A 26,905-nucleotide genomic window follows, 5' to 3' on the forward strand; every position below is an offset into this window, starting at 1 on the left:
TTGTGTTGTTTTGAACTCGTATCCACAATGTTCTTGTTACAGAAGTATAAGCCAAAGCAGCTACTGCCGAAATAGCATTGGTAGGTACTTGAGCATCTGCAAGTGACGTGTAATAAGTAACCGTATGACTCGCCGATGGTAAAGTAGTTCCCAATACTTGTGGAGTTACAACTCCTGTTAAATTGAAAACTGCCTCAGTAATTGTTAAACTCGGATTACTATCACATAAATTATAATTGTTAACCGAACCAGCAACTGGTTTTGGAGTAACAATCAATTGGAAACTTGTAAACGAAGAACATGCTGGTGCTAATGGATCAAAAACACGCACATGAATCGTTTGTGGATTAGTAATATTACAATAAGGCGTTGTTGTACTTATCGGATTAGAGCCTGTTTGTGCATCAGTTGGTGTTAAATGATAACTAATCTGAATGCCTACTTGTGTCGATATTTGTGAATTCTTTGTCGTTAAATCAAATAAACAACTCTCGCCATCATTGTTCTCATCACAAACTACATAGTTACTTGGTGTGGTGATGATTGGACTTCCAATAATTGAAATTTGCGTTGTAGTTGGACTCGCGCATTGTCCTGGATTAGGAGTAAAAGTATAAGTTGTTGTATTTGTATTATTAATAGCCGGTGACCAACTACCAGATATTCCATTTTGTGAAATTAATGGAAGAGGACTTATTGGAGCTCCAGAACAAGCTGTTGTATTTATATTGAATGTTGGAGTTGTTGCTGTTGTAATAATTGAAATAGTCATAGTGGTTGGATTCGCACATTGACTACTATTGGGTGTAAAAGTATAAGTTGTAGTTGCAGTATTATTTAGTGCAGGAGACCAAGTTCCAGTTATTCCATTAATAGATGTAGTTGGTAATGGAGAAATTGTATTTCCGCTACAAACTGGAGCAACTTGATTGAAAGTTGGGTTTACTTTTGGATTAACTGTTATTGTCAATGTAGTTGTAGTAGCGCATTGGCCGGTACTAGGAGTAAAAGTATAAGTTGTTGTGTTAGTATTATTTAATGCAGGTGACCATGTTCCAGTTATTCCATTTGTAGAAGTAGTTGGAAGTGGAGCTAAAACATCTCCATTACAAATCTGAGGAACCGATGTAAAAGAAGGTGTAATATTTTGATTGACTGTTATTGTCAAAGTAGTTGTAGTAGCACATTGACCAGTGTTTGGGGTAAAAGTGTATACAGTTGTATTAGTATTGTTTAATGCAGGTGACCAAGTTCCGGTTATTCCATTTATTGATGTAGTAGGTAATGGGCTTAATGTTTGACCAGAACAAATCGGACTCACAGTATTAAATGTAGGTGTTATATTTGGAGTAACGTTAATAGTTAATGTTGTTGATGTTGCACATTGATTATTAATTGGAGTAAAAGTATAAGTTGTTGTTGCTAAATTATTTAATGCAGGTGACCATGTACCAGTGATTCCGTTTGTTGAAGTGGTTGGTAGTGGATTAATAGTTCCTCCAAAACAAACATTTGGAATAGCATTAAAAACAGGAACGACTAATGGATTAACTGTAATAATTAATGTTGTAGTTGTTGCACATTGACCTACATTGGGAGTAAAAGTATATGTAGTGGTAGTAGTATTGCTTACTGCAGGAGACCAAGTTCCTGTAATTCCATTTGTAGATGTTGTAGGCAGTGTGGGAGCAGCTGTTCCAAAACAAATAGGTGAAATAGCATTAAAAGTAGGTGTGATGGGATTTACTACACTCACATTCAAAACTTGATTTGAGGCACAAGGAAATAGTATAGAATTAGGAGTAAAAGTATAAGTTCCACTTGCAGTATTACTTATTGTTGCAGGACTCCATGTTCCACTAATTCCATTAGGCGATGTTGTTGATAATGTTGGCACAGTTCCACCTATACATATTGGCGAAATTGCAGCAAAATTTGGAGCTGTAATAGATGGACAAGCAGTATTACATGTTGTTGACATTGATGATACACAAGAAACTCCATTAGCAGTTAATGTAAAAGTTACAGAAGTTCCTGGGCTTAAACCAGTTACTGTATAATTTGAAGGAGAAACCCATGTGCCTGTTACTGGTGGACCTCCTGCTATAGAGTAGGTGTAAGTGAAATTTGTTTGACCAACATTACTAAAATCAAAATTTAATGAAGTGGGTGTTGTATTTGGACTTGCAAAATCACAGAATAAATTTAATGAAGGACCAGTATTTGCAATGGTTACAGTTATTGGAGTTCTAATACTTTCACATCCAGCAATAGTTTGACTAACATAATAAGTGGTTGTTCCAAGTGTGGTTGTTGATGGTGTGGGAGCAGTAGAAGATGCTGTGCCTCCAGTAGCATTTGTACCATACCAATTTAATGTTCCACCTGCTGAAGCATTAGCAATTAATGGAACAGCCGTTGCATTCTGACAATAATTTACTGGACTAGTTACAGTTGGAGGATTTACAACTGTAAAATTTATAGTTACTGTTGAGTTTGTGGTAAGATTACAAATGTTAGTTCCTGTTAATGTTAATGTTACACTAGTTCCAGTAGCATTTGCAGGTATTGTGTAATTAGAAACTAAATTAGAAGCATTTGAAAATGATCCAATAGGTGCTGTCCATAAAACACTTTGATGACCTTGTGCGATTCCATTCAGATTTATTGTAGAACCTTTACATGCAGTTATTGTATTTCCTGCATTAGTAAAAAATGGAGGAATTGGAGCGCTACAACCAGTATTTGCATAGCTTGGTGTTCCAGTAGGAGTAAAGTTTACAGTGGCACCATCATTATCGGCAGTAGTTCCACCATAGTTACCTAATGAGTTAATTAATAAACTACGCTCATAAGTTACAGAGTCTGTACAAGCTCCAAACGACATTGTAAGTGTTCTTGTTCCTGGAATAACATTATAATTTGCAAAATGCCCACCAATATTGGCGGCATTATCTTGAAAAATCATGTAGATTGTAGTTGTTAATGAACCAAAAGAATTGAAAGCAGTATTTACATTATAGCTTGAAACTAATATTACAGTTGCATTCGCAGGCAAAACACCACCTGTTGGTTCTAATATTTGTCCACAATTTCCTGCTGCTGTAATACTTGCATTTAAAGCCGCTACTTTTGAAGCGGTAGTTGCGTTTTGAACAACTCCTAACCAAGGATTATTTGGCCAAGTTACGTTTAAGTTACTTACATTTATATTTGCCGCACCAACTCTAAAACGTACCATTTCATTAAATCCTTCTTCATTTGTTGGATTATTTGGAGAGCATGCGTCAACCAATATACTTTCAATTTCAAAACATTGAGAGAAACTTTCCTCGGGTTTTAAAAAAGACAAAATTGTAAAAAGAAATAGACAAATATATTTTGTAGAATTTTTAAACATAATTTTTGTAATAAATTTTGCAACAAAAATAATGAATTTAAAGTTATTGAAAGTTGAATGTAAGTAAATTATATTGGTATAAATAAAAAAAAATCTCAAGAAATTTCTTGAGATTTTTAATTTTTGTGGGGAGAGTAGGATTCGAACCTACGAAGACGTAGTCAGCAGATTTACAGTCTGCCCTCGTTGGCCGCTTGAGTATCTCCCCATTCGCTTAACGAGGTTGCAAATATAGGAACACTTTTAATTTTTCCAAATTTATTTTTTATTTAATTTCATCTTATTTTTTAATCTTTTGGTAATGAATAAAATAAAAAAATCTCCAATTGGAGATTTTTTTTATATTTAAAGACTTTGTATTATTTATTGAGCTAAAAGTTCTTGAACTTTTGCTTTTAATTCATCTCCTCTTAAATCTTTTGCTACAATATTTCCGTTAGAATCTAAAACAAATGTTGTTGGAATTTGTTGAATGTCGTATTGAATAGCAATTGGATCTTGAAAACCTTTCAAATTTGATACTTGATTCCATGTTAGTTTATCTTTTGCAATAGCATCTTTCCATTTTGTAGCTTCATCATCAAGTGAAACCCCAATTATGTTTAAACCTTTTGAATGAAATTCATTGTAAAGTGCAACTACATTTGGATTCTCTTTTCTACATGGACCACACCATGATGCCCAAAAATCAATAATAGTTACTTTTCCTAAAGACTCTTTAAGAGAAATTGTTGTACCGTTTGGACTTTTAGCAGAAAAATCTGGAGCTAACTTAAGTGAATTAAGTTTTTCTGCTGCAGCAGGATTTTTCATGTTTTTCTCAATAGTTTTTAACTTATCAGAAATTGCTTTCCCTTTAGTTGTATTTCTTAATTCTTCATTTAAATTTTCAAAAGTTTTTTTAACTTTTTCATATTTAAAATCCTGTGAACTAAATAAACGCTCAACAAGTAATAAAGAAATATATGAATTTGGATTTTCATCAGGATATTGGATCATATAATCATCCATTTCTTTTTGAATCTTTACATAACCACTTTTTAAACTTTCAATAGTAATATTATCTTTCTTTTGTTGAGCTTCCATCAACTTTTGAATGTTCTTATTTTGATAATCTACCATTCTTTTTTGGATGGCATTTGATTTATCATTAAATTCTTGAAAAGAGTCATTGCTATCGGTTCCGCTAATCTTTGACTTCCAGATACTGTCTTTATCAATTTTAACTACAATTTCTCCACTTTCCATAATAAATGGAACAGGTTGTTGAATGTCTTTAATATATAAAGCAAACATACTAGGTTCTTTAACTTTACCTTTTAATTCAAATTTTCCGTCTTGTACTTTTGCAGAATCTACATTTAATACAAGTCCAACATCATTTTGTGTTTTAAGAAAAATCATTTTACCATTTGGCAATCCTTTTGCTTCACCAGATATTAAGAATTCTCCTTTTTTTACTTTACTGCAACTTAAAATCGAAAGAGATAAAGCAATTAAAAAAACTATTTTTTTCATTATTTTTATTTAATTTAAATTTTTGCAAAAGTATTTAAAATAAAACAATTTATACTCATTTTAAGATATGTTTTAAAAATCTTTTGTTTAGTTATTTTTTAAAAAGGATTTAACATCATTTTGCTAATAAAATTGTAAATTTGTTGGTAATTTTATTCAAAATGATAAAAAAAATCTACTTTTTTATATTCTTGTGTTCCTTTTTTTCAACTTATTCTCAGGTTGTTATAAACGAAATAGATGCTGATAATCCTGGTTCTGACAATAAGGAATTCGTTGAGTTAAAATCAAGTTTACCAAATTTTTCCTTAAATGGATATGTCTTAGTTTTTTTTAATGGACAAACTGGAGCTGGAACTTTAAGTTACTATTCTTTAGATTTAGACGGATATACTACTGATGTTAACGGTATCATCCATTTTGGAAACTCTCAAGTATCGCCATCACCTAGAACACCTTATTTTCCCTTAAATACAATTCAGAATGGTCCCGATGTAATTGCTATTTTTACTGGAAATGATACAGATTATCCTTTAGACACACCTGCAAGTAATTTAAATTTGATTAGTGCTGCGGCATATTCTACATCAACAACCTTTCCAACAACATTAATGAATCTATTTGGAATTACTATTTGCTCTATTGATAATCAACCACTTGGTTCAACTTCAAACTCTGTTCAAAGAAAAAATGATGGTACTTATGAAGTTAAACCACCAACTCCTGGAGTAAATAATGATGGTAGTGGGATAATATTTAATTATGTAACCACTTCAACTAGCCAATCTACTTTATCTGAAGGGCAAACATTAACTATAAATTTTTCTACATCTGCACCTGTAACCTCTCAACCACTTGTAATTTCTTTTTCATTAAATAATGGTAGTTTTAATGCAAGTGATTTTTCTGGTTTAACTAGTGTAACAATTCCTGTTGGTTCTTCAACTGGATTGGCTACAATTCAATTACTCGATGATTCTTTGAATGAAGGTGATGAAGAATTGAAAGTAGTTTTAAATACACTTCCAGTAGATTATTATTTGAACAATAATGATTTAATAGTTAGAGTTAATGATATTAATTTTATTGTGTCACCTTTTGGAACTCCTTTAAATCCAACTTATGGAAATGTTACAAGTACAGCTCCAAATGGTTACTATTCTTCATTAGAAGGACTTTCTGGTGCTGCTTTAAAACAAGCTATTCAAGATATTATTGCAAATCCATCGGTTGTTCATGCTCACAATTATGGTGATATTGAAACTATTTTGAAAGTAGCTGATCAAAACCCGGCGAATAGTAATCAAGTTTGGTTAATGTATGTAGAACAGCCTCGTTCTAAATTAGATTTTCAGGATTCTAATAGTAATGTTGGAAAATGGAACAGAGAACATATTTTTCCACAATCTCGTGGAGGATTTCAAGATGGGACTCTAAGTTTTGCTGACGGAATTAATATTTGGTTGTCAACAAACGCAGATGATATTTTAGCGGGTCATGCAGATGCACATCATATAAGAGCTGAAGATGGTCCAGAAAATAGTCTAAGAAGTAACAGAGATTATGGTTCAGATTATAATGGACCTACAGGAAATCTTGGTAGTTGGAAAGGCGATGTAGCTCGTTCTTTATTTTATATGGCAGTTCGTTATAATGCGCTGAGTTTAGTAAATGGAAATCCAGCTGATACTACTGTTGGGCAAATTGGAGATTTAGCTTCCTTGCTCCAATGGAATACTTCAGATCCAAGAGATGATTTTGAAATGAATCGCAATAATTATATTTATACTTGGCAAGTCAATAGAAATCCTTTTATTGATTATCCAAATTTGGCTGATTATATTTGGGGTGCAAATGCTGGACAACAATGGTTTTCAACACTTTCAAATACAAATTTTGAAGAAAATAATGTAGTGATTTATCCAAATCCAAGTAAAGGAGAATTTACAATTTCAGGTTTAGATTCTGAGTATTCTGTTGAAGTTTATAATAGTTTAGGTTCAAAAATATATGAATCTAAATTTGTTGGCAACAATCAAATTCAAACCAATTGGTCAAGCGGAATTTATTTTGCTAAAATAACTTCAGATTCTAAATCTGTTGTTAAGAAGATTATAGTGGAGTAATTATTACAATTTTCCATTGAAAACAATTTGTATTCTTGCATTATGAATGATAATTTCACAAATGAATTTTTTGGTATAGGAATTCAAAACGGAAAAACTCCTGAGAACCTTGGTGTTTTGTGGCGATCTGCTCAAAATTTGGGAGCAAGTTTTATTTTTACTATTGGAAACAGATATGCCAAACAAGCTTCTGATACTCATAATGCTGTGAAATCTATGCCTTACTTTCATTATGAAGATTTTGAGGACTTCTTTAAAAATTTACCTAAAGGAGCTAGACTTGTTGGTGTAGAATTAGATGAAAATGCCGAAGATTTAGAAACATTTCATCATCCAAGGCGATGTGTTTATTTATTAGGCGCAGAAGATAATGGCTTAAGTAAACAAGCCATTGAAAAATGTCATTTTTTGGTGAAATTTAAATCAGAGAAAAGTTTAAATGTTTCTGTTGCAGGAAGTATAGTGCTTTATGATAGAGGAATTAATAAACCAAGATCATAATAAATTTAAATTTTCAACTTAGGATTCCTATTTGCCAATACAGAAGTTTGCGAAAATATTCCCTAAAAGTTCATCATTTGTAACTTCACCAGTTATTTCTCCAAAATAATATAAGGCTTGTTTAATATCGATTGACATCAAATCTGAAGGAATTCCTGAACTTAATCCAAATTTTACTTTTTGAATTTCTTCTAATGCTTTGTGTAAAGAGTCGTAATGTCTTGTATTGGTTATGATTGTTTCGTTGTTTCTTAACGAACCAGTATTTACAAATGATAGTAATTGATTTTTTAAATCTTCAATTCCAATTTTTTCTTTAGCAGAAATAAGTAAGATGTTTTCAATTTCTGATTTCAGAAGGATAACTTCATTTTCTGTTAATTTATCTGCTTTATTTCCAATGATTACTAATGGTTTCAATGGAAATTGATTTTTTATTTTTTCAATTTCAATTTTAAATTTAGAACTAGAAGTTACAAACTCAGTACTATCAAATAAATAAACAACCACTTGGGATTGCTCTATTTTTTCAAAAGTCTTTTTAATTCCAATGCTTTCAACTACATCTTTTGTTTCTCTAATTCCTGCTGTATCAATGAATCTGAAACCAATTCCATCAATAACTAATTCATCTTCAATAGTATCACGAGTTGTACCAGCAATGTCTGAAACTATAGCTCTTTCCTCATTTAATAAAGCATTTAACAGTGTTGATTTTCCAACATTTGGTTCGCCAACAATAGCTACCGGAATTCCGTTTTTTATAACATTTCCAACAGCAAATGAATCGATTAATCGTTTTAAAACAAATTCAATTCGATTTAACAAATCATGAAATTGTGTTCTATCTGCAAACTCTACATCTTCTTCAGCAAAGTCTAATTCAAGTTCAATTAATGAAGCAAAATTTAATAATTCTTCTCTAAGTTTAGCAATTTCATTACTAAATCCGCCGCGCATTTGTTGCATGGCTATTTGATGTGAAGCTTCATTATCTGATGAAATTAAATCGGCAACAGCTTCGGCTTGAGATAAATCTAATTTGCCATTTAAAAAAGCACGAAGTGTAAATTCACCAGCTTGTGCCATTCGGCAACCTTTACGAAGTAATAGTTGAATAATTTGTTGCTGAATAAAAACAGAACCATGACACGAAATTTCAATTACATCTTCACCTGTGTAAGAATTTGGATTTTTGAAAATAGAAACTAAAACTTGATCATAAATTTTTGTTCCATCTACAATAGTTCCAAGATGAATTGTGTGTGTTTTTTGTTTTATTAAATTTTTTCCAGAAACTGATTGAAATACTTCTGATGCAATTGTAATAGCATTTTTTCCTGACATTCTAATAATGGCAACCGCACCAGAACCTGATGGTGTAGCTAATGCAACGATTGTATCATTGTAAATCATAACAATTTTTGTTTTAAGAGTGCAAAGATACCAATTTTAAAATTTTATAACTATTTGTATTTCAATTGATTTTTTTGATTTTTTTTAAATGTTAAATAATTGTAAATATGATAGTTATCATACTTTTTTGGTTTTTAATAATGTAATTTTATACAAGTTAACCAATACATTTAAAATAATGAAAAGGATTTTATTTCCAACCGATTTTTCTGATGTGGCAAACAATGCTTTTGTTCACGCTTTGGGTTTGGCAAAATTAGTTCACGGTGAGCTGATTTTACTTCATACCTATGAACTTCCGATTGTGGATAATCAATTTGCACCACAAAATTATCAATTACTTTTTGATTCATTGGAGCTTTCAAATTTTGAAAAATTTAAAGATGAAGTTCCAAAATTAAGAGCCATTGCTGAAGAAAATCATTTTGAAGATATAAAAATGTCTCACATGATTATGGATGGTGATTTAATGTACAACATTAAAGAAATCATTAAAAAAGACAAAATTGATTATGTTGTAATGGGAACTTCTGGTGCAACTGGATGGAAAGAAGCTTTTTTAGGAACTAATACAGGTGAAGCGATTGTAAACTTGAGCGTTCCTGTTTTAAGTATTCCAAAAGATTGTAAATACACAAAAATTGAAACTATTGGCTTTACAACTCGTTATCGCGAAAAAGATAGAGAAGCTTTGAAACAAGTGATTAAAATTGCAAAAGCTGCTGATGCAAAAGTGAAATGTCTTTATGTAAAAACCAAAGCTACAGATAACACAGAAGCTACATTTGATGATTGGAAAGAACAATTTAAAAACGATCCGGTTACCTTTTTTGTCTTACCAAATGAAGATGTAAAAGAATCTATTTCTGATTTTATTACGCATCAAGAAATAGATGTTTTGGCAATGCTTACTTATAAACGAAGTTTTTTTGAATCATTGTTTTCTTCAAGTTTTACAGAAAAAATGTCTTACAATAGTGAGGTTCCAATATTAGCACTTCATCAATAATCATAAAAAAAACCGCAAGTCAAATTTTGAATTGCGGTTTTATATTTAAAAAAGATAATTATTTTTTTGCTGCTGTTGCCAAATCTTCAGGTTTTACAGCAATAGCTACACCAGGAAGTTTAATTGGCGCTGCAAGTTGTGCTAAAAAGCTTCCTTGAACTTCACCAGTTTTATAAGTGGTAAATCCAATTCTGTACAATCCCATTACAATTGCTTTAGAAGGATTTGAAGTGTCGCTTGTTATTCTCATAAGCGAGTTATATTTACTACCAGATGGTTGAGCTGGCATTTCACTTGAATCATCATTTGATTCAATAGTGTTCCATTTTGCTGTTTTAGCTTTGGTTGCAACATCTTCTAATTTAAGAATTCCTTCCGCTCTTTCTAATGTTACCCAAGTATCAAAAAAGTTTGATGTATCTGAAGAATTAGCTGTAAAATCTGCTGAAACATAATCTTTATCAGATGGTTTTACACTTTCTGGAGCCGGAGAAATCATTCTAATTCCAATTTCAGGTGCAGCTACAGGAATCCATACATAAATGTAATACATTTTTTTTCCACCTTTAACTTCATCTGGCTTAGAACCTGGTTTGATGTAACCAAAATAACTGGTTAAGTCTGTATAAGGAACTCTAATTTCCTTACCCATTACTGATTTTTTACCTAAATCTGCACCAAATTTGTCTAATTTTTGACCATTTGCAATTGAAAACATACCAAGTGTAATCATGATTGCTAGTAAATTTTTCTTCATATTTTTGTTAGTTTTTGTTTTTCCTACTCTTATGGATTTTCGGAAACTCCGTTTATTGGTTTTAACAAAAATATGAAAATATAATAAAAAAACCGTTACTAATATTTGTATAGAAACGGCTTTCGTCGGTTGGGTTAGCACCATTGTAATCAATTTTAACCTTGCAAGAATAAAATTGTGAATTATTATAGTTTTATCATTAAATTTGATTTCAAATTAAATTTATGAAATCACTTTTTATTGTCATTGTACTATTTTTTTGCTCTTTTTTAAATGCTCAAGATTTAAGTTCAGAACAAAGTATAACGAATTCTTATATCAATTATTCAACCTATAAGAAAGCGAAGAAAGAAGGTAAAATGGAAATTGATTCTATAGGTTTTAGATTGAACAACAACGATACTTTAATTAGAGTTACTGGTTTTATTTTGCCTAAAGGAGTTAAAGTTAAGTATGAACAAAAAGATTCAATTTTTTTAGAAACTTATAAAAACTTAGTTTACAATAAATCAAACTTTAGTAATCAAAAAAGTTCAAAGAATACTTCTACAATGAAAATTTGGAAAGATGAAATAAGAGTTTATTTCGATACAACGGTTACTTATAAAAATAAAAAGGAGTTAATTAAATTTATGAAATTTCTTGATAAAGAAATTGATTCATTAAAAATTAAAGTAGTTAGTAGTAAAGAGAAATCAAATTATTTCATTTATTATTTGAATAAACCAACAGATATTGATTGGGATAATCGAATAAAAGCAAATGATGGTTGTTATATTTCTTGGAATGGAAAACAGCAATTATATAATTGTACAATGAAACTTAATGCTCAAATTATTTACAACGAAAAGGAACAGTTAATGCTGATGAAAAAACATTTTGTTTGGTCATTGGGTTATTTTTCACTTTTAGATGATAGAGATTGTAAAAGTCTGTTGTCCAAATGTATTAGTTTAGATAAAGAGCTAACAAATGAAGATTTAGAGCTTTTAAAATATCATTATTCCTATGGAATATGTAAAGGCACAAATTTAGAATCTTTTGAGGATAATCACAGAAGAGCTAAAAACAGTTTGAAAAGCAAAACTCATGGGGAATTCTATTTTTACCATACAACTAATTAAAAAACCGTCAAGAAATTAATCGAGACGGTTTTTTCGGTTGGGTTAGTTAATTATATTTTAATTGTTAAGCATCACAGGCATAACAAGCATTGTAACAGTTTCGCCCTCATCCAATCCATCAACTGGAGTTAGAATTCCTGCGCGGTTTGGCATTGACATTTCCAATTGAATTTCGTCTGATTGTAAATTACTTAACATTTCTAGTAAGAAACGAGAATTAAAACCAATTTGCATATCGTCACCTTGGTAATCACAAGTTAATCTTTCTTCAGCTTTGTTTGAGTAATCAATATCTTCTGCTGAAATATTTAATTCTGCACCAGCAATTTTCAAACGAATTTGGTGTGTAGTTTTATTTGAGAAAATAGCCACACGACGAACTGAACTAAAGAATTGCGTTCTGTCAATCAATAATTTATTTGGGTTTTCTTTTGGAATAACTGCTTCATAATTTGGATATTTTCCATCAATTAATCTACAAGTTAATACATAGTTTTCAAAAGAGAACGTTGCATTAGCATCATTGTAATCAATTTTAACTTCAGCATCAGAAGCTCCTAAAATACTTTTTAAAATATTTAGAGGTTTTTTCGGCATAATGAAATCAGCCACTTGAGATGCTTTTACATCTGTGCGAGCATATTTCACTAATTTGTGAGCATCAGTTGCAACAAATATTAATCCTTCTGGAGAAAATTGAAAGAAAACACCACTCATTACTGGACGTAAATCATCATTTCCTGCTGCGAAAATAGTTTTGCTAATTGCAGTTGCTAAAACTTCCGCAGGAACTAAAGTTGAAGACGGATCTTCTAATTGAACTGATTTTGGAAATTCTTCTCCTGGAGCATAAGCAATAGCATATTTACCTGAATTAGAACTAATTTCGATTGTACTATTTTCTTCAACAGTGAAAGTTAACGGTTGCTCAGGAAATGTTTTTAGAATATCTAATAATAATTTCGCAGGAACAGCAACACTTCCTTTATCAGTCGACTCAATTTCTAAAGTAGCCGACATTGTAGTTTCTAAATCAGAAGAAGAAACGGTTAACGCTTTTTTATCTAATTCAAATAAAAAGTTATCTAAAATTGGTAAGGTATTGCTACTATTAATAACGCTACCTAAAACTTGTAGTTGTTTTAATAAATACGAGCTTGATACAATAAACTTCATCTTTTGTTATTTTTTACAAATATATCTTAAAGAAATAGAATTCAAAAAGATTTTTATTAACATTACTTACTATATTTTCTTTTTCTAAGGAAAGTAAACACTAAACCGAATACTGCTAAAATTACAATTGGAACTCCGACAGTTATGATTTGTGAAAATGTGTAATCCTCAGTTACTTTTTCTTTGTCTAGAATTGGTAAGTCAACTTCTTTACTTCTAATGTTAATAAGTCCGTTATCATCTAACAAATAATTCACGCAATTCATCATGAATTCCTTGTTTGCATATAGATTGTTAGTCCATTTATCATAACCTAATTCTAATGGTTGGTAGTTTTTATCCAATTGATTTTTAACAACATCGCCATCAGAAACAATAATCATTTTATTTTCTTTTCCGATAGGAGTGAAGCTACTTTCTTTGAATGGCAATACACGATTTTCATAAACCGAATGAAATTTTCCTTCCATAAGTACAGCAACAGGAAGATTTCCTTTGCCAGTAAATTCCTTGAAATCAGGTTTTTCAGCAACTATATTTAAATTAATTTCTACTGGAGTTCCAACAGCTTTTGATAATTTGGTAGAGGATAGTAAAACTGTTTTTTTAATATCATTTTTAAGAACTTCAATTGGATTTGTAAATTCAAACTTTAAAGCATCTAAATTGCTCACAATAGGATGTTTTGACTCAGAATATACTGCTGGAGAATATAACCAAGGAAATTGACTATATTGTGTTGCGCTACCTTGTTGACCTGTTGCTAATGAAATTGGAGTCGCTTGTAAATCTTTAACTAAATCTGGTTTGATTCGAACTCCATATTTAAAGAACATATCGTTCAAGTTCAAATCTCTTGGATAGGCAAGATTTTCTCCAGTTTCCATCAAGCTGTCCATTTCCATATTGACTTGATCGACTAACCAAAGAGTTTTTCCACCATTCATGATAAACTGGTCTAACACTTGTTTTTCTTGGTCAGTAAAAGCTTCAGTAGGTTTTGCAATAACTGCTAAATCATATTTTTTTAATGCTTTTAAAGTGTTTCCTGCATCTTTTGCGACAGAGTCTAATGTAAATGGTCCGATGTAATAATTTTCACGTACCGTTTTCAAGAAATCAGCAATAGATCTATCGTCCAATTCTCCGTTTCCTTTAATGATAGCAATTTTTTTCTCTTTTGTTTTTGTGATGGTATTAAATCCATTGGCAAAAGCATATTCTAAATGTTGCACCGAACTCACAATTTTCTCAGCAGTTGAAGCTCCTAACATATTTTTTAGCAAAGGTACTTTCGTACTTTTATTACCATAAGTAACCACTGCCCACGGAAAAACCACTTCTTGTGTTTGTTTTCCTTTTTCGTCAAGCGTAACATTTAAAGGTGTCAAACCTCTTTCGTAAAACGATTGCATCACCGCTTCACGCTCATCTTCATTTTCTAAAGGATTTACAAATTGGAAGATAATATTTGAATTATATGCTTTAAATTCTTCTAATAATTGTTGGGTTTCTGTTTGTAGTTTTTTGAACTCTCCAGGAAAATTTCCTTCAAGGAAAACATCAACGTACAAAGGTTCTTTAACTTCTTTTATAATATTTAATGAAGTTTCTGAAAGTGTATAACGATTATCTGCAGTTAAATCGAAACGCTTAAAGAAAAAGTTTCCAGCAAAATTTAATACAACTAAAATTGCAATAGTTGTAAGTAGTACTTTTAAGTTAGACTTCTTATTTTCCATTATGATTTTAGCGATTTTAATTTATAAACGGTCAATGATAAAAATGCAATGGTGATGCTTACAAAGTAAAGTACATCACGAGTATCAATAACACCACGACTCATACTTTTAAAGTGATAATCCATTCCTAAAAGTGCAATGATGTCTTCTATACTTTTAAATTGAGACGCTACACCTTGAAATCCAAAATAGAAAATAAAACACAAGAAAACCGAAACAATAAAAGCTACAATTTGATTTTCTGAAAGTGTAGAAGTAAAAACTCCGATAGAAGTATAGGCAGCAATTAGAAATAGTAATCCAAAATATGAACCCATTGTGCTTCCCATATCGATATTTCCTTCTGGCATTCCTAAACCATAAATCACATAAACGTAAATGAATGTTGGAATGATAGCTATCACAATTAATAAAAACGCACCAAAGAATTTTCCGCTAACGATTTCCCAAATAGAAATTGGTTTGGTCATCAAAAGTTCAATAGTTCCTTGCTTTTTCTCATCAGAAAAACTTCTCATGGTTACTGCAGGAATTAGGAAAATTAATATCCAAGGCGATAAGGTAAAAAATGGAGTTAAATCGGCAAAACCGCTATTTAAAATATTAAAATCGCCTTCAAATACCCAAAGAAATAATCCGTTGAGTAATAAGAAAATGGCGATTACTAAATATCCAATGGGCGAACCAAAAAAGGATTTAATTTCTCTTAATAATATTGATTTCATATTTTGTCTGCCACGAAGGCGCTAAGTCACTAAGTTTTGTCTATTATCTCTATTCTATGTTCTATGTTCTTTACTCCAAAGAAACTAATTTATCTACACTCCAAGCTTCTGGTTTATCGTTGAACAGTTTTTTTGTAAACGTCCAAACTTCATCAAATAATGCTGATTTTCTGTAATTTTCTAAATCATCTTCGGTTTCCCAATAACTATAAGTAAAGAAAATGCTAGGATTATTTTTGTCTTGATACAATTCAAGAAAACGATTTCCTGGCGAGTTTCGTATGTGGTTCTTCATTAATTCAAAATTTTCCAAAAATGCTGGAATATTTTCTTCGTGAAAGGATAATTTTACTATTCTAACGAACATAGTTAACTTTAATTAAAATTGATGGTAATAGCATCTCTGTAAGTAATTCCGAGCAAACTCGCCGCTGTGGCAACTTTCGGATTACTTTTATACAATCCAATTTCTAGAAAACCTGATTCATTGAAAATGGCTACTGCATTTCCACTAATCGATGACAAAGGCCTTTTGTCAATGGCTTCTAAATCGGAATATTTTGCGAAAATACTTTTTATTTTTTTGCTTTTAAAATTTACTTCATAAGGTCTTCCTTTTGAAACATCTAAAAACATTTTTCTTGTAATATTGGTCACGGCATTTCCAAATCGGTCAATATATACTATATAGCCTTTTATAGAATTGGTATCGTCTGAAATCACAGGTTGTAACTCGGTTACTTCCTTCAAAGTTTTGATTTCTTTGCCAATAACACTCAACGAACCACCTTTTGAAATATGAATTGCTACCGTTAGCAAAACGTCCATATCAGTTGCTTCGGGTAAAAGTCTGTCGTGAATATTGATTACAACCATTTTTTGAGGCTTAATTTTTTCAATTAGCATACTCAAAATGCCATTATCGGCAGCAATAAAAAAATGACCATTCCATTCGATGGCAATATGTTGGTTGATTTCTCTTAATTCAATATCAATTCCGACAATATGTACTGTTCCTTTGGGAAAGCTATTGTACGCAGAACCAATAATGTAACTCGCTTCACTAACATTAAATGGATCAACATCATGCGAGATATCTACAATTTTTGCCTCACTATCTTGCGATAAAATTTTCCCTTTCAAAGCACCTACAAAGTGGTCTTTTAATCCGTAATCGGTAGTAAGGGTAATTATTGACATAAATTTGTTTATAACTATATAGTGAAATTAATCAAGTGGCTTGTTTAATTTCATTAAATTTGAAATGATTGCAAAGCTAATAATATTTAGCCAAAAACTAATTAAAAAACACTTCCATTTGAACGAACGTATCATTGAATTACACGACATCGCTCCAAAAGAATTTTGGGGTGCACAAGACACTCATCTTGAAACAATTAAGAAGTACTACCCGAAGTTAAAAATTGTGGCTCGTGGCACAACACTGAAGGCATTTGGCGAAAAAGACGAATTAGACGAATTTGAAAATCGTTTCAACCGATTGATGTTGCATTTTACTCGATACAATAATATTGATACCAATGTTATTGATAGAGTGATTCAAAGCAATTCACAAGAAGAACAACGCATGCCCGATCATGAAAAAATTCTTGTTCATGGAATAGGAGGAAAACTGATTAAAGCGATGACACCAAACCAACATAAATTGGTTGAAAATGTTATGAAAAATGACATGGTTTTTGCCGTTGGTCCTGCTGGAACTGGTAAAACCTATACTGGAGTTGCTCTTGCAGTTAAAGCTTTGAAAGAAAAACAAGTCAAAAGAATCATTTTAACGCGTCCTGCAGTTGAAGCTGGAGAGAATTTAGGTTTTCTTCCTGGTGATATGAAAGAAAAATTAGATCCGTACATGCAACCATTGTATGATGCTTTACGCGATATGTTACCTCCGCAAACCTTGGAAGACTATATATTAAAAGGAATTATTCAAATTGCACCGCTGGCTTTTATGCGTGGTAGAACTTTAGACAATGCTTTCGTAATTCTTGATGAGGCTCAGAATACTACACATTCGCAAATGAAAATGTTTCTGACGCGTATGGGTAAAAATGCCAAATTCATAATTACAGGCGATCCTGGACAAGTAGATTTGCCTAGAAGAACAATATCTGGATTGAAAGAAGCAATTTTAGTTTTGAAAGATATTGATGGAATTGGAATCATCTATCTAGATGACAAAGACATTGTAAGACATAGATTGGTGAAAAAAGTAATCGATGCTTATAAAAGTATTGAGAATCATGATTAATTTTTAATATTAGATTTTTGATATTAGATATTCCATTTATGAATTTTTTGCATAAATTATTCCTACTTTTTTTAATTTTACCTTTTTGTATTCATTCACAAAATAAATTTTCATTGGTTAATGATTCAATAAATAAGCAGAAATTTTCTGAAATATCTTTGGTCAAAAATCTAAGAAAGTATCGTGGTAGAAATACACTATTATTTGAATGCAATAGCAAGCAACAGATAAAATATTCAGATAATGAATCTGATGAAAATTATGTTAAGTTTGAAGAACTTGGGAAATTCAAAAAAAGTATAGTTGTAATTCAGAAAACTGACTATAATTCTGAAAAATATATACTTTTAGATACAATAAATTGCAGGCAAATCATTCTTGATGGCTTACCAATAAAAATTAATGATGAAGAAAAGTATATCGTTTTTAATAATCCAGGAACTGATGAAAAATATAAATTAGAGGTTTTAGAATTTAGAAGTGATTTTTTTGAAATTTCAAATACGATTATTTTTCCAAACGAAATTTTTCCAAAAAGAATTTTAAAAGTCAGTAACAAAGAAGTTTATGTTTTGGACAAAGAAAATAAAATTTGGAAAACTACTTTGTAATATCAAAATACAGTTTTTTTTTGAATAAGAGTAAACATAACAATGAAAAACTTTCTATTAACGCTTTCCATATTAATCATAACTATACTATTAATCTATTTCAACTTTGATTATTTTGCTTCAATAATTCCTGGTTGGAATACAACGATTAATTCAAGTTGGAAAATTACTTTTATTATCTTGATTATTGTATTTATGTTTTCGTTACTAATTATGATTTTGATTAATGTTATTTCAAAAATTTTAAAAATGTTGATTCATAAAAAATGAAAGAATACTTCAAATATGCCAACGGATATGTCAACATAAACGACGAAAATTTGTTTCTAACTAATTCAGGAAATTGGTCGGAAACTAATGATTTGTTGGAGAAATCACCTAAGTCCATTAGGAAGAATAATTTTAAAGCAAACAAAATTTATTTGTATTATTTTTTTGTTTTTATATTAATAGGTTTTGGTGTCTTTGACATTTTAATAGATATTAAAAACAGAACATTCCCTTTTGGGATAATCTTACTTGGGCTTGCAGGTTTGGCTTACATGAAGCGCGAAACAGGAAAGCGCTACAAAATTCCAATATCAAAAATTATTTCTTTCGATGTTTCTAATGATAAAGTGAAAATTTTATTCAGAAACGCTAATGATATTGATGATTTTGAGGAAATTTTTAAAGTTGAAACGAAAGGTTTAGCTGTTTTGGAAGAGTTGAGTCGACAACTAAAAATTAATTAAATTTCTACAAAAACATTTATCATTTGGTTATTTGATTCAAAATGATATATTTGTTAAAATTATATTTTTCAAATAATCATTTATACGCAGCTTTATCAAAACAATACTTATTACTGGTGCTTCTGGAGGATTGGGCAAAGAAATTGCAATTCATTTTTCGAAAAAAAATTGGAATGTTATTGCTACAATGATTTGTATTTCAGAAGCTAATGTTTTTGAAGGCATTCCAAATATTAAATGTTACGAACTCAATGTAACCTCTTCCCAAAGTATTGAAAAAGCTAAAAATGAAATTCTAAATGATTATAAATCTATAGATGTTATCATAAATAATGCTGGAATTGGTTACAGAAGTTTTGTAGAATTATCTGAAGATGATAAAATTGACGCTATTGTAAATGTGAATTGGCTTGGAGTTGTTAAAGTTTGTCGTGCTTTTATACCGCATTTTCGTGAACAAAAGAAAGGTCATTTTATTAATATAACTTCTATCGCTGGATTAGTGAATTTGCCTCTTGGAAGTTTTTATCATCCAACAAAACAAGCCGTTGAAAGTTTTTCTGAATGTATGGCTTATGAACTTTTGGACTTTAACATTAGCGTTTCAACCGTTCAGTTTGGAAATACGCCATCCAATTTTCAGAAGAATGTTACTAAATGTGAGCAATCAACAATACAATCTTATGCAGAAATGATGCAAAGTATTGACGGAATCATGAACAGGAAAACCTGCGATAACCACGATTTGTCTGAAGCTATTCTAGATAAGTTGTATAAAATCGCTGAAAATCCTTCTCGAAGATTCAAAAAATATTCTATTGGTTTTGATGCTAATTTGATGAAATATTTGCGCAAATTTCTTGGATATCGATTATTTGATAGATTGATAAGGCGATATGTTTTAAGCAAATAAATAATTGTATTTGTGTTGAAAAGAAACTATTTTTGCCAAACAACACATTTAGAACTTGAGAGGAATAGAATCTGAATCAAGTTCAGATTAAACAACACACAATTATAATGAATACAATAACTACAACTAATTTCAATTTTCCCAATCAAAAATCGGTTTATCGCGGTAAAGTAAGAGAAGTTTACAACATTAATGAAGAACTTTTAGTCATGGTGGCAACCGATAGACTTTCTGCTTTTGATGTGGTTTTGCCAAAAGGAATTCCGTATAAAGGTCAGATTTTAAATCAAATTGCAACAAAATTCATGGAACTAACTTCAGATATTGTTCCAAATTGGTTAATTGCAACTCCAGATCCAAATGTTGCAGTCGGACATTTATGCGAACCATTTAAAGTTGAAATGGTAATTCGTGGTTATCTTTCGGGTCATGCAGCTCGTGAATATGCGCTTGGAAAACGCACTATTTGTGGAGTAACAATGGAAGAAGGTTTGAAAGAGAATGATAAATTCGGAACTCCAATAATTACACCTACAACCAAAGCTGATAATGGTTCACACGATGAAGATATTTCTCGTGAAGCTATTTTATCCAATGGAATTGTTATTGAAGAAGATTATTTAGTTTTAGAAAAATATACGCGTGCATTATATCAAAGAGGAACTGAAATTGCTGCCAGCCGTGGATTGATTTTAGTAGATACTAAATATGAATTTGGAAAAACTAAAGAAGGAAAAATCGTTTTGATTGACGAAATCCATACGCCAGATTCCTCACGATATTTTTATGCTGATGGTTATCAAGAGCGACAAGATAGAGGAGAGGAGCAAAAGCAATTATCTAAAGAATTTGTACGTCGTTGGTTAATCGAAAATGGTTTTCAAGGAAAAGAAGGTCAACAAATTCCAAACATGACTGACGAATATATAGAATCGGTTTCTGAACGTTATATTGAATTATATGAAAATATTTTAGGCGAAAAATTTGTCAAAGCTGATATTTCTGACATTAATGAGAGAATAGAAAAAAATGTTTTGGAATTTCTAAAATAATCATTTTTTAAGATAGAATTTAAGCCGTGTTTTTGACATGGCTTTTTTATTTTTTGTAACTTTGTGTAACAAAAATGGGAAACTATCGTCTTATTGTTATAAATCGTAAATAACTAGAAGTCATGAAAGTATAAAATTAATTAAAATCAGAATCATCTACTATGTAATACAAGGTATTATCTTTAAGAAATTACATAATCATCATCAATCATCAAAAAAATAAAAAAACAAATCACCATGAAAAAATCAATCATTTATTTAGGAATTTTATCGACAGTTTTACTAAACACTATGTCGGCAAACGAAATTATTTTAGACCAACAAAATATCGAAAATGATATTGTAAGAACGGAATCAAAATCAAATTTTAATTTAATTTCAAATTCAAAAATTGAAAAACCTGAAATTAAATTTGAATCGGAATCTAAAATCAAAGAATCAATTGCTGTAATTTCTTCAAATTATGTAAAATCAATAGAAGAAGTTATTGAAGAAAACAAAAAAATTACAGAAAGTCCAGAAGAAGAATATTTGCCATTAAATTTAGGTTTATCAATTGAGGAAATGATCAATTTGGATAATCAAATAATTGAAAGTACAATTTCAAATGAAGTTTATCCTTTAGATTTTGAAGTAATCAATAGTAAACAAGCTATAAATGCTTATGAATTTAGAAGTAAAGATGCCCTGAAATCATAAAGAACTTGAATAAAAAAAAGTCCCAAAACAATTAAGTTTTGGGACTTTTTTCATTTATAACTAACCTCTTAATTTCCTGAAATATCACCAGAACCTGCAACGTTTGAATCGATAATTTTAGGATTTCCTTTGTATTGAATATTTCCGCTTCCGGCTACTTTTGCAATTAGATTATTGGTGCAATTTACTTCAAGACTTCCTGAACCAGCAACAGCTACGTCTGCATTTTGGGAAACTAATTTATTACAATTCAAATCACCTGAACCTGCTGTTTTAGCTTCTAAATTTTCTACTGTTCCTGAAAGTTTTAAGTTTCCAGAACCTGCCATTTTTGCTACCATATTTTTTGCATTAATTTCTAGAGTGCAATCACCAGAACCTGCCATTTTTGCTGCAAAATCTGTTGCATTTATAGCATTTTTTGTAATCATATTTCCCGAACCTGCAAACGATATTTCGCTAATTTCTTCAAATGGAATTGTAATAGTGATGTCTTGTTTGTAATTATAACTTCTGTTTTTTTCAAAATACACTTTTAATTCGTTTCCAATTACTTCAGTAACAATATGGCTTATAATGTTTTCATCGCCTTTTATGGTTATTGTTCCTTCTTTTCCAGAGACTAATTCAACATTGAATGAACCTCCTGTTGAAATTTTATCATAGGATTCGGTAGTTCTAGTGATTGTGGTTTGAACTCCATTTCCTTTTACTTTTTCTTTATCCCAATTTTGAGCACTTGCAATTGAAATGCTAATTAATGCTAGTAATACTGTTAGTTTTCTCATTGTTATTTTGTTAAAAGTTGAACGCTTCCGTAATTTGTAGTGATACTTATTTTAGATTTTCCTTGACTAATATGATACGCTGTGTAAGATTTTGAAGTGTTTTTTTCTGACTTTAAGCTGTATTTTAGTCCTACATTATCAACAAACGAAGCATATTTTAGGCTTACATTGATGTCAAATGCATAGTCTGATGTACAAGTTATTTTAGAATTGGAATAATTTCCATTGATTGTAATGGCATCGGTTTTATTTGATGCAGAAAATTGAATATCGCTATAATTTGAATTTGCAATTAAGGAATTTCCAATTTCACCTAATTTCAGCGTCAGATAATTTCCATCAATGGCAATTTTTTGAACTGATTTTGAATTGATTTTGGTGTAATTTGAAGATAGATTTAGAACTCCAACGTTTTGAAAATTAAATGTATTATAATTTCCATCAATGTTAATTTGATTTACTTTCTGGAAATCAACCTCAGAATATTGACTTTGAAGATTAACTTTATCAATAGAATTAATACTTGAGTTTGGAGCGTAGGCAATACTTATATTGTTGGTTTTATTATTAAATTGACCTAAAATAATACTTCCATACTTACATTCAATTGCTGAACTTCCATTGAGTTTATCTACAGAAATGTTACCATATTTATTGTCCAAATCAATGCTTCCATTTCGTGGAATTTTTACCACATAATTTATTTCATAACTGATGTTATTGCCTTTCCATTCTTTTGTTGTAAATATGGTTTCGGCTGAAACTTTACTCATTGTTGCTGCAAAATCAACATCAATTGTATTGATTCGCTCGTTAATTTTCTTTTCGTTATTTCCAGAAACTTTGATGTTAACTTGAATAGAAATTTTGTTTTCATCCCATAAATACACGTTTATATTCCCATAGGAATTGGTAATATTTACTTGTGCATCATCGTTAACTGAATAGGTTTTTGAGATATTTTTTTCTTTATTGTAGGCGTGTTTTTCTTCTGACGCATATCCAAAAATTGGAAGTAATGCAAAGAAAAAAAGTAATTTATATATGTTTTTCATCTTCAATTTTATTTATTTTGTTAATGTCTTCAACCTGTTCTAAAACTGATTTTATAAAGGAAATTCGAGTTTGCATATTGGTTATCATAGCAAAGACTATCTGTTTGTTTTCACCATTTTTCGCAATTTCATCTTTCAGATTTTGATAATCTTTCTCAAGCGATACCATTTCATTCATAGCATCATTAATCAATGCTTTGCTTTGCGGAGTTTCATTCTTTTTTAAAGTTGCCAACTCATTATTAATAACAGAAGAAAAATAATCGTGGGTTTCTTGTACTTGAGGTGAAAAGGCAACTTCTTCAGTTTGATTATTGGTATGATTGAAAATTAAAATTCCAAAACCTAATAGGAGCGAAGCTGCAATAGACAAAGGAATCCAATTGAATTTCTTCTTTTTTGGTTGTTGTTTCTTTAATTTATCAAGAAATCGCTTTTCGTGCCCAAGATTTGGTTCTTCAAAATCCCAATTGTTTTGGTTTTCAAAAAGTTGATTTAGATTATTGGTACTCATAATTCATTTAATTTTTTTCTTAAACTTTCTTTTGCTCGGCTCATCATCGTTCTACAGTTTTCATTGCTAATATTTAAAATGCTTGTAATTTCTTCCAAATCATACCCTTCAATAAAAAATAAGGTTAGAATGATTTTGTAATTTGATTTCAAACTTTGAATGGTTTTTAAAATACTTTCGGCTTTTAATTCAGAATAATTTTCTGATTCTTCTTTAAAATCCATTACTTCTATGTTTTCATCCAAACTCTCAAATTGGTATTTGTTCGATTTTTTTAACTCGTTTATACTAGTATTGACAACAATTTTCTTTAACCAAGAACCAAATGTTACATTTCCACTAAAAGAATCTAATTTTGTAAATGCTTTCAAAAAACTTTCTTGCATAACGTCTTCAGCAAGATAAGAATCGCCAACGATACGATACGACACATTAAACATGGCTCTATAATATTGATTATAAAGTGTCAGTTGTGCTTTTTCATTATTCTCTTTGCAACGTTCTAGGAGAATAGCAATATCTAGATTTTGGTTTTTCAAATTGGTTGAATGGTTAATCTATACTAAAGACAAATCGATTTTTGGATTGTTACAGTTTTAAAATAAATTTTTATAAAAATAAAAAATCCGAATGATTAAATTCGGATTTTCTATACTATATATATATAGGTATATTATTTGAAATAAGAAAAATTGTGATTGTCTTCTATTTTCAACAAACTTTCATAAATCAATTTAATTACATTTTCTACATCTTCACGATGAACCATTTCTACTGTAGTATGCATATAACGTAAAGAAAGCGAAATTAACGCAGATGCAACACCACCATTACTATATGCAAAAGCATCAGTATCTGTTCCAGTAACGCGAGAAGTAGCATGTCTTTGAAAAGGAATTTTTTTCTCTTCAGCAGTAGTAACAATCAATTCACGAAGAATATTTTGTGTAGCTGGAGCATAAGCAATCACAGGACCTTTTCCCATTTGTAAATCGCCTTCAATTTTCTTATCAATCATCGGAGTTGTAGTGTCATGACAAACATCAGTTACAATAGCTACATTCGGTTTGATGGTTTGGGTTATCATTTCAGCGCCACGAAGCCCAATTTCCTCTTGAACAGCGTTTACAATATATAAACCAAATGGAAGTTTCTTTTTGTTTTCTTTTAATAATCTTGCAACTTCTGCAATCATAAAACCACCCATTCTATTGTCAATAGCTCTACAAACAAATTTATTCTCGTTTAAAATCATAAATTCATCAGGATAGGTTATTACACATCCAACGTGAACGCCCAAATTTTCAACTTCTTCTTTGGTTGCACATCCACAATCAATAAAAATATTGTGTAAAGTTGCTGCTTCTTCTTTACCACGATTTCTAGTATGAATAGCTGGCCAACCAAAAACACCTTTTACAATACCTTTTTTAGTATGAATATTAACTCGTTTTGATGGAGCAATTTGATGGTCTGAACCACCATTTCTAATTACATAGATTAAACCATTATCAGTAATATAATTTACATACCAAGAAATTTCATCAGAATGTCCTTCAATTACTACTCTAAATTTAGCATCTGGGTTTATAACTCCAACAGCACTTCCATAAGTGTCGGTTATAAAAGTATCAACATAAGGTTTCAAATAATCCATCCAAATTTTCTGTCCTTCTGATTCATAACCTGTTGGTGATGCATTATTCAAATATTTCTCCAAAAAGGAAATTGATGATTTTGTAAGTATCGATTTTGTCGCCATAAAATATTTTTTTGCTAAAATATAAATTTGGCACTACACTTGTTAAGGATATTCTATATTTTTACATTAAAATTAACAGCCATGTTTAAGTACCGATTATTAATAATTATTTTTTTTACCTCTTTTATTTCTTTAGCTCAAGTTGAAAAAGACACTGAGATACTTGAAAAAGAAATTAATATGAAAGAAATTGATACAACTATTATAGATACTATATTATTAGATGAAGTCATTCTTTCAAAAGATAAGTTAGATCCAGAAGCTCAAAAACAATTTTTATTACTTCAAAACAGAGTATACAAAGTATATCCATATGCCAAAATGGCTTCTGAAAGGCTTACTCAAATGAATAAAACCATGGATAAGCTAAAGTCAAAAAAAGAAAAAAAGAAATATTTTAAAATAGTTGAAGATTATTTAGATAATGAATTCAAGGAAAAACTTAAAAAATTATCTACAAAACAAGGTCAAATTTTAATAAAGCTAATACATCGTCAAACAGGTATATCAACTTTTGACCTTATTAAGGATTACAAAAGTGGATGGAAAGCTTTTTGGTCTAATAATACTGCCAGACTATTTAATATAAATCTAAAGCAAACCTACCAGCCATTTAAAAGCAATGAAGATTACCTAATAGAAACTATACTTTATAGAGCTTTTATTAATGGAAGACTCATCGAACAAAAATCAGCTAATCCAGTAGATATTGATGAATTGAATGATTATTGGCGAAACTTAGCTAAAGATTTAAATAAAAAGAAAGCTTAATATTTTCAGAAGCGAATCATCAGCGCATTTTTGCAATCCATATTCCTGCTTTCCGCGTTACAAGGTAACTGCTTCAATCAGGGCTAGGTTGTTTTTGTATTGAATAGATGTAGTGTTTCGAAAGATGTTTTTGTTTACTACAGTTATATTCTTTAGAGATTAAAAAAACTTTCAATAACAACAATCACAAAACCAGTGTATTAAAAAATAGTTTCAAAAAAGGGCGTAAATAAGTTTGCGAGA

Annotated in this window: 25 protein-coding genes and 1 tRNA gene; 11 read left to right on the forward strand and 15 right to left on the reverse strand. The window is 30.4% G+C overall.

Going from position 1 to position 26,905, the window contains the following annotated elements; genetic code table 11:
• From ACYU7A_RS05630 to ACYU7A_RS05640, 3 genes are all read right to left on the reverse strand, one after another.
• On the reverse strand, positions 1 to 3,400 hold a 3,400-nt coding region (locus tag ACYU7A_RS05630; RefSeq protein WP_460574823.1), incomplete at its 3' end, for an Ig-like domain-containing protein.
• 126 nt (positions 3,401 to 3,526) lie between these two features.
• Positions 3,527 to 3,608: transfer RNA gene (locus ACYU7A_RS05635), tRNA-Tyr, on the reverse strand.
• Positions 3,609 to 3,763: 155 nt separating this feature from the next.
• Positions 3,764 to 4,918, reverse strand: a complete 1,155-nt coding sequence (locus ACYU7A_RS05640) for a redoxin domain-containing protein (RefSeq protein ID WP_460574825.1) — start codon at positions 4,916 to 4,918, stop codon at positions 3,764 to 3,766.
• Positions 4,919 to 5,079: 161 nt separating this feature from the next.
• On the opposite strand from ACYU7A_RS05640, the gene ACYU7A_RS05645 reads away from it, so the two are divergent.
• Both ACYU7A_RS05645 and ACYU7A_RS05650 read left to right on the forward strand, forming a co-directional pair.
• Positions 5,080 to 7,044: an endonuclease gene (locus ACYU7A_RS05645; RefSeq protein WP_460574827.1), complete on the forward strand. Its 1,965-nt coding sequence runs from the start codon at positions 5,080 to 5,082 to the stop codon at positions 7,042 to 7,044.
• Positions 7,045 to 7,086: 42 nt separating this feature from the next.
• Positions 7,087 to 7,545: an RNA methyltransferase gene (locus ACYU7A_RS05650; RefSeq protein WP_298309358.1), complete on the forward strand. Its 459-nt coding sequence runs from the start codon at positions 7,087 to 7,089 to the stop codon at positions 7,543 to 7,545.
• A gap of 27 nt (positions 7,546 to 7,572) precedes the next feature.
• Here ACYU7A_RS05650 and mnmE read toward each other — a convergent pair whose 3' ends face one another.
• Positions 7,573 to 8,961, reverse strand: coding sequence for a tRNA uridine-5-carboxymethylaminomethyl(34) synthesis GTPase MnmE (mnmE, locus tag ACYU7A_RS05655; RefSeq protein WP_460574830.1), 1,389 nt, complete (start codon positions 8,959 to 8,961; stop codon positions 7,573 to 7,575).
• Positions 8,962 to 9,139: 178 nt separating this feature from the next.
• On the opposite strand from mnmE, the gene ACYU7A_RS05660 reads away from it, so the two are divergent.
• A complete protein-coding gene (locus tag ACYU7A_RS05660; RefSeq protein ID WP_460574832.1) occupies positions 9,140 to 9,970 on the forward strand; it encodes a universal stress protein in 831 nt (276 codons plus the stop codon).
• Positions 9,971 to 10,028: 58 nt separating this feature from the next.
• Here the strand turns inward: ACYU7A_RS05660 and ACYU7A_RS05665 are convergent, their stop codons facing one another.
• Entirely contained in the window at positions 10,029 to 10,727 is a 699-nt protein-coding gene (locus ACYU7A_RS05665; RefSeq protein ID WP_460574834.1) for a Lipl32 family lipoprotein, read from the reverse strand.
• Positions 10,728 to 10,951: 224 nt separating this feature from the next.
• Here ACYU7A_RS05665 and ACYU7A_RS05670 point away from each other — a divergent pair, with 224 nt between their 5' ends.
• Positions 10,952 to 11,851, forward strand: a complete 900-nt coding sequence (locus ACYU7A_RS05670) for a hypothetical protein (protein ID WP_460574836.1) — start codon at positions 10,952 to 10,954, stop codon at positions 11,849 to 11,851.
• A gap of 57 nt (positions 11,852 to 11,908) precedes the next feature.
• Here the strand turns inward: ACYU7A_RS05670 and dnaN are convergent, their stop codons facing one another.
• From dnaN to ACYU7A_RS05695, 5 genes are all read right to left on the reverse strand, one after another.
• Positions 11,909 to 13,027: a DNA polymerase III subunit beta gene (gene dnaN / locus ACYU7A_RS05675; protein WP_298309366.1), complete on the reverse strand. Its 1,119-nt coding sequence runs from the start codon at positions 13,025 to 13,027 to the stop codon at positions 11,909 to 11,911.
• Between the two features lie 62 nt (positions 13,028 to 13,089).
• Positions 13,090 to 14,772 (reverse strand): gliding motility-associated ABC transporter substrate-binding protein GldG, encoded by a 1,683-nt coding sequence (gldG, locus tag ACYU7A_RS05680; protein WP_460574864.1) that lies wholly within the window; start codon positions 14,770 to 14,772, stop codon positions 13,090 to 13,092.
• Complete coding sequence (gldF, locus tag ACYU7A_RS05685) at positions 14,769 to 15,494, reverse strand: gliding motility-associated ABC transporter permease subunit GldF (RefSeq protein WP_460574838.1); 726 nt, start codon at positions 15,492 to 15,494, stop codon at positions 14,769 to 14,771. The genes gldG and gldF overlap by 4 nt, the downstream gene beginning before the upstream one ends.
• A 70-nt stretch (positions 15,495 to 15,564) precedes the next feature.
• A complete protein-coding gene (locus ACYU7A_RS05690) occupies positions 15,565 to 15,861 on the reverse strand; it encodes a putative quinol monooxygenase (protein ID WP_460574840.1) in 297 nt (98 codons plus the stop codon).
• Positions 15,862 to 15,869: 8 nt separating this feature from the next.
• A complete protein-coding gene (locus tag ACYU7A_RS05695; protein ID WP_460574842.1) occupies positions 15,870 to 16,694 on the reverse strand; it encodes an SAM hydrolase/SAM-dependent halogenase family protein in 825 nt (274 codons plus the stop codon).
• A gap of 118 nt (positions 16,695 to 16,812) precedes the next feature.
• On the opposite strand from ACYU7A_RS05695, the gene ACYU7A_RS05700 reads away from it, so the two are divergent.
• From ACYU7A_RS05700 to ACYU7A_RS05725, 6 genes are all read left to right on the forward strand, one after another.
• Positions 16,813 to 17,763: a PhoH family protein gene (locus ACYU7A_RS05700; protein WP_460574844.1), complete on the forward strand. Its 951-nt coding sequence runs from the start codon at positions 16,813 to 16,815 to the stop codon at positions 17,761 to 17,763.
• 158 nt (positions 17,764 to 17,921) lie between these two features.
• On the forward strand, positions 17,922 to 18,374 hold the full coding sequence (locus ACYU7A_RS05705; protein ID WP_460574846.1) for a hypothetical protein: 453 nt from the start codon (positions 17,922 to 17,924) through the stop codon (positions 18,372 to 18,374).
• A gap of 266 nt (positions 18,375 to 18,640) precedes the next feature.
• Positions 18,641 to 19,108 carry a hypothetical protein gene (locus ACYU7A_RS05710; RefSeq protein WP_460574848.1) on the forward strand — a complete coding sequence of 156 codons (468 nt, stop codon included), beginning with the start codon at positions 18,641 to 18,643 and terminating at the stop codon, positions 19,106 to 19,108.
• 109 nt (positions 19,109 to 19,217) lie between these two features.
• Positions 19,218 to 20,021: an SDR family NAD(P)-dependent oxidoreductase gene (locus ACYU7A_RS05715; protein ID WP_460574866.1), complete on the forward strand. Its 804-nt coding sequence runs from the start codon at positions 19,218 to 19,220 to the stop codon at positions 20,019 to 20,021.
• 107 nt (positions 20,022 to 20,128) lie between these two features.
• On the forward strand, positions 20,129 to 21,073 hold the full coding sequence (locus ACYU7A_RS05720; protein ID WP_460574850.1) for a phosphoribosylaminoimidazolesuccinocarboxamide synthase: 945 nt from the start codon (positions 20,129 to 20,131) through the stop codon (positions 21,071 to 21,073).
• Between the two features lie 237 nt (positions 21,074 to 21,310).
• A complete protein-coding gene (locus tag ACYU7A_RS05725; protein WP_460574852.1) occupies positions 21,311 to 21,772 on the forward strand; it encodes a hypothetical protein in 462 nt (153 codons plus the stop codon).
• A 68-nt stretch (positions 21,773 to 21,840) separates the two neighbouring features.
• On the opposite strand, the gene ACYU7A_RS05730 is transcribed toward ACYU7A_RS05725, so the two are convergent.
• The 5 genes from ACYU7A_RS05730 to ACYU7A_RS05750 form a co-directional block, all read right to left on the reverse strand.
• A complete protein-coding gene (locus tag ACYU7A_RS05730) occupies positions 21,841 to 22,560 on the reverse strand; it encodes a head GIN domain-containing protein (protein WP_460574854.1) in 720 nt (239 codons plus the stop codon).
• Positions 22,561 to 22,562: 2 nt separating this feature from the next.
• Entirely contained in the window at positions 22,563 to 23,615 is a 1,053-nt protein-coding gene (locus ACYU7A_RS05735) for a hypothetical protein (RefSeq protein ID WP_460574856.1), read from the reverse strand.
• Positions 23,599 to 24,129 (reverse strand): anti-sigma factor, encoded by a 531-nt coding sequence (locus tag ACYU7A_RS05740; RefSeq protein ID WP_460574858.1) that lies wholly within the window; start codon positions 24,127 to 24,129, stop codon positions 23,599 to 23,601. Before ACYU7A_RS05740 ends, ACYU7A_RS05735 begins: the two co-directional genes overlap by 17 nt.
• Positions 24,126 to 24,668 (reverse strand): RNA polymerase sigma factor, encoded by a 543-nt coding sequence (locus ACYU7A_RS05745; protein ID WP_460574860.1) that lies wholly within the window; start codon positions 24,666 to 24,668, stop codon positions 24,126 to 24,128. The genes ACYU7A_RS05740 and ACYU7A_RS05745 overlap by 4 nt, the downstream gene beginning before the upstream one ends.
• A 134-nt stretch (positions 24,669 to 24,802) precedes the next feature.
• A complete protein-coding gene (locus ACYU7A_RS05750) occupies positions 24,803 to 25,891 on the reverse strand; it encodes a M42 family metallopeptidase (protein ID WP_396147128.1) in 1,089 nt (362 codons plus the stop codon).
• An 81-nt stretch (positions 25,892 to 25,972) separates the two neighbouring features.
• On the opposite strand from ACYU7A_RS05750, the gene ACYU7A_RS05755 reads away from it, so the two are divergent.
• Positions 25,973 to 26,662, forward strand: coding sequence for a DUF4294 domain-containing protein (locus tag ACYU7A_RS05755; protein WP_460574862.1), 690 nt, complete (start codon positions 25,973 to 25,975; stop codon positions 26,660 to 26,662).
• Positions 26,663 to 26,905: the final 243 nt, after the last annotated feature.

This window comes from Flavobacterium koreense, assembly GCF_054776075.1.

Coding starts and splice junctions, on each gene's coding strand:
- ACYU7A_RS05640 (WP_460574825.1), bottom strand. CDS start 4,918: ATGAAAAAAATAGTTTTTTTAATTGCTTTATCTCTTTCGATTTTAAGT.
- ACYU7A_RS05645 (WP_460574827.1), top strand. CDS start 5,080: ATGATAAAAAAAATCTACTTTTTTATATTCTTGTGTTCCTTTTTTTCA.
- ACYU7A_RS05650 (WP_298309358.1), top strand. CDS start 7,087: ATGAATGATAATTTCACAAATGAATTTTTTGGTATAGGAATTCAAAAC.
- mnmE (WP_460574830.1), bottom strand. CDS start 8,961: ATGATTTACAATGATACAATCGTTGCATTAGCTACACCATCAGGTTCT.
- ACYU7A_RS05660 (WP_460574832.1), top strand. CDS start 9,140: ATGAAAAGGATTTTATTTCCAACCGATTTTTCTGATGTGGCAAACAAT.
- ACYU7A_RS05665 (WP_460574834.1), bottom strand. CDS start 10,727: ATGAAGAAAAATTTACTAGCAATCATGATTACACTTGGTATGTTTTCA.
- ACYU7A_RS05670 (WP_460574836.1), top strand. CDS start 10,952: ATGAAATCACTTTTTATTGTCATTGTACTATTTTTTTGCTCTTTTTTA.
- dnaN (WP_298309366.1), bottom strand. CDS start 13,027: ATGAAGTTTATTGTATCAAGCTCGTATTTATTAAAACAACTACAAGTT.
- gldF (WP_460574838.1), bottom strand. CDS start 15,494: ATGAAATCAATATTATTAAGAGAAATTAAATCCTTTTTTGGTTCGCCC.
- ACYU7A_RS05690 (WP_460574840.1), bottom strand. CDS start 15,861: ATGTTCGTTAGAATAGTAAAATTATCCTTTCACGAAGAAAATATTCCA.
- ACYU7A_RS05695 (WP_460574842.1), bottom strand. CDS start 16,694: ATGTCAATAATTACCCTTACTACCGATTACGGATTAAAAGACCACTTT.
- ACYU7A_RS05710 (WP_460574848.1), top strand. CDS start 18,641: ATGAAAGAATACTTCAAATATGCCAACGGATATGTCAACATAAACGAC.
- ACYU7A_RS05720 (WP_460574850.1), top strand. CDS start 20,129: ATGAATACAATAACTACAACTAATTTCAATTTTCCCAATCAAAAATCG.
- ACYU7A_RS05725 (WP_460574852.1), top strand. CDS start 21,311: ATGAAAAAATCAATCATTTATTTAGGAATTTTATCGACAGTTTTACTA.
- ACYU7A_RS05730 (WP_460574854.1), bottom strand. CDS start 22,560: ATGAGAAAACTAACAGTATTACTAGCATTAATTAGCATTTCAATTGCA.
- ACYU7A_RS05735 (WP_460574856.1), bottom strand. CDS start 23,615: ATGAAAAACATATATAAATTACTTTTTTTCTTTGCATTACTTCCAATT.
- ACYU7A_RS05740 (WP_460574858.1), bottom strand. CDS start 24,129: ATGAGTACCAATAATCTAAATCAACTTTTTGAAAACCAAAACAATTGG.
- ACYU7A_RS05750 (WP_396147128.1), bottom strand. CDS start 25,891: ATGGCGACAAAATCGATACTTACAAAATCATCAATTTCCTTTTTGGAG.
- ACYU7A_RS05755 (WP_460574862.1), top strand. CDS start 25,973: ATGTTTAAGTACCGATTATTAATAATTATTTTTTTTACCTCTTTTATT.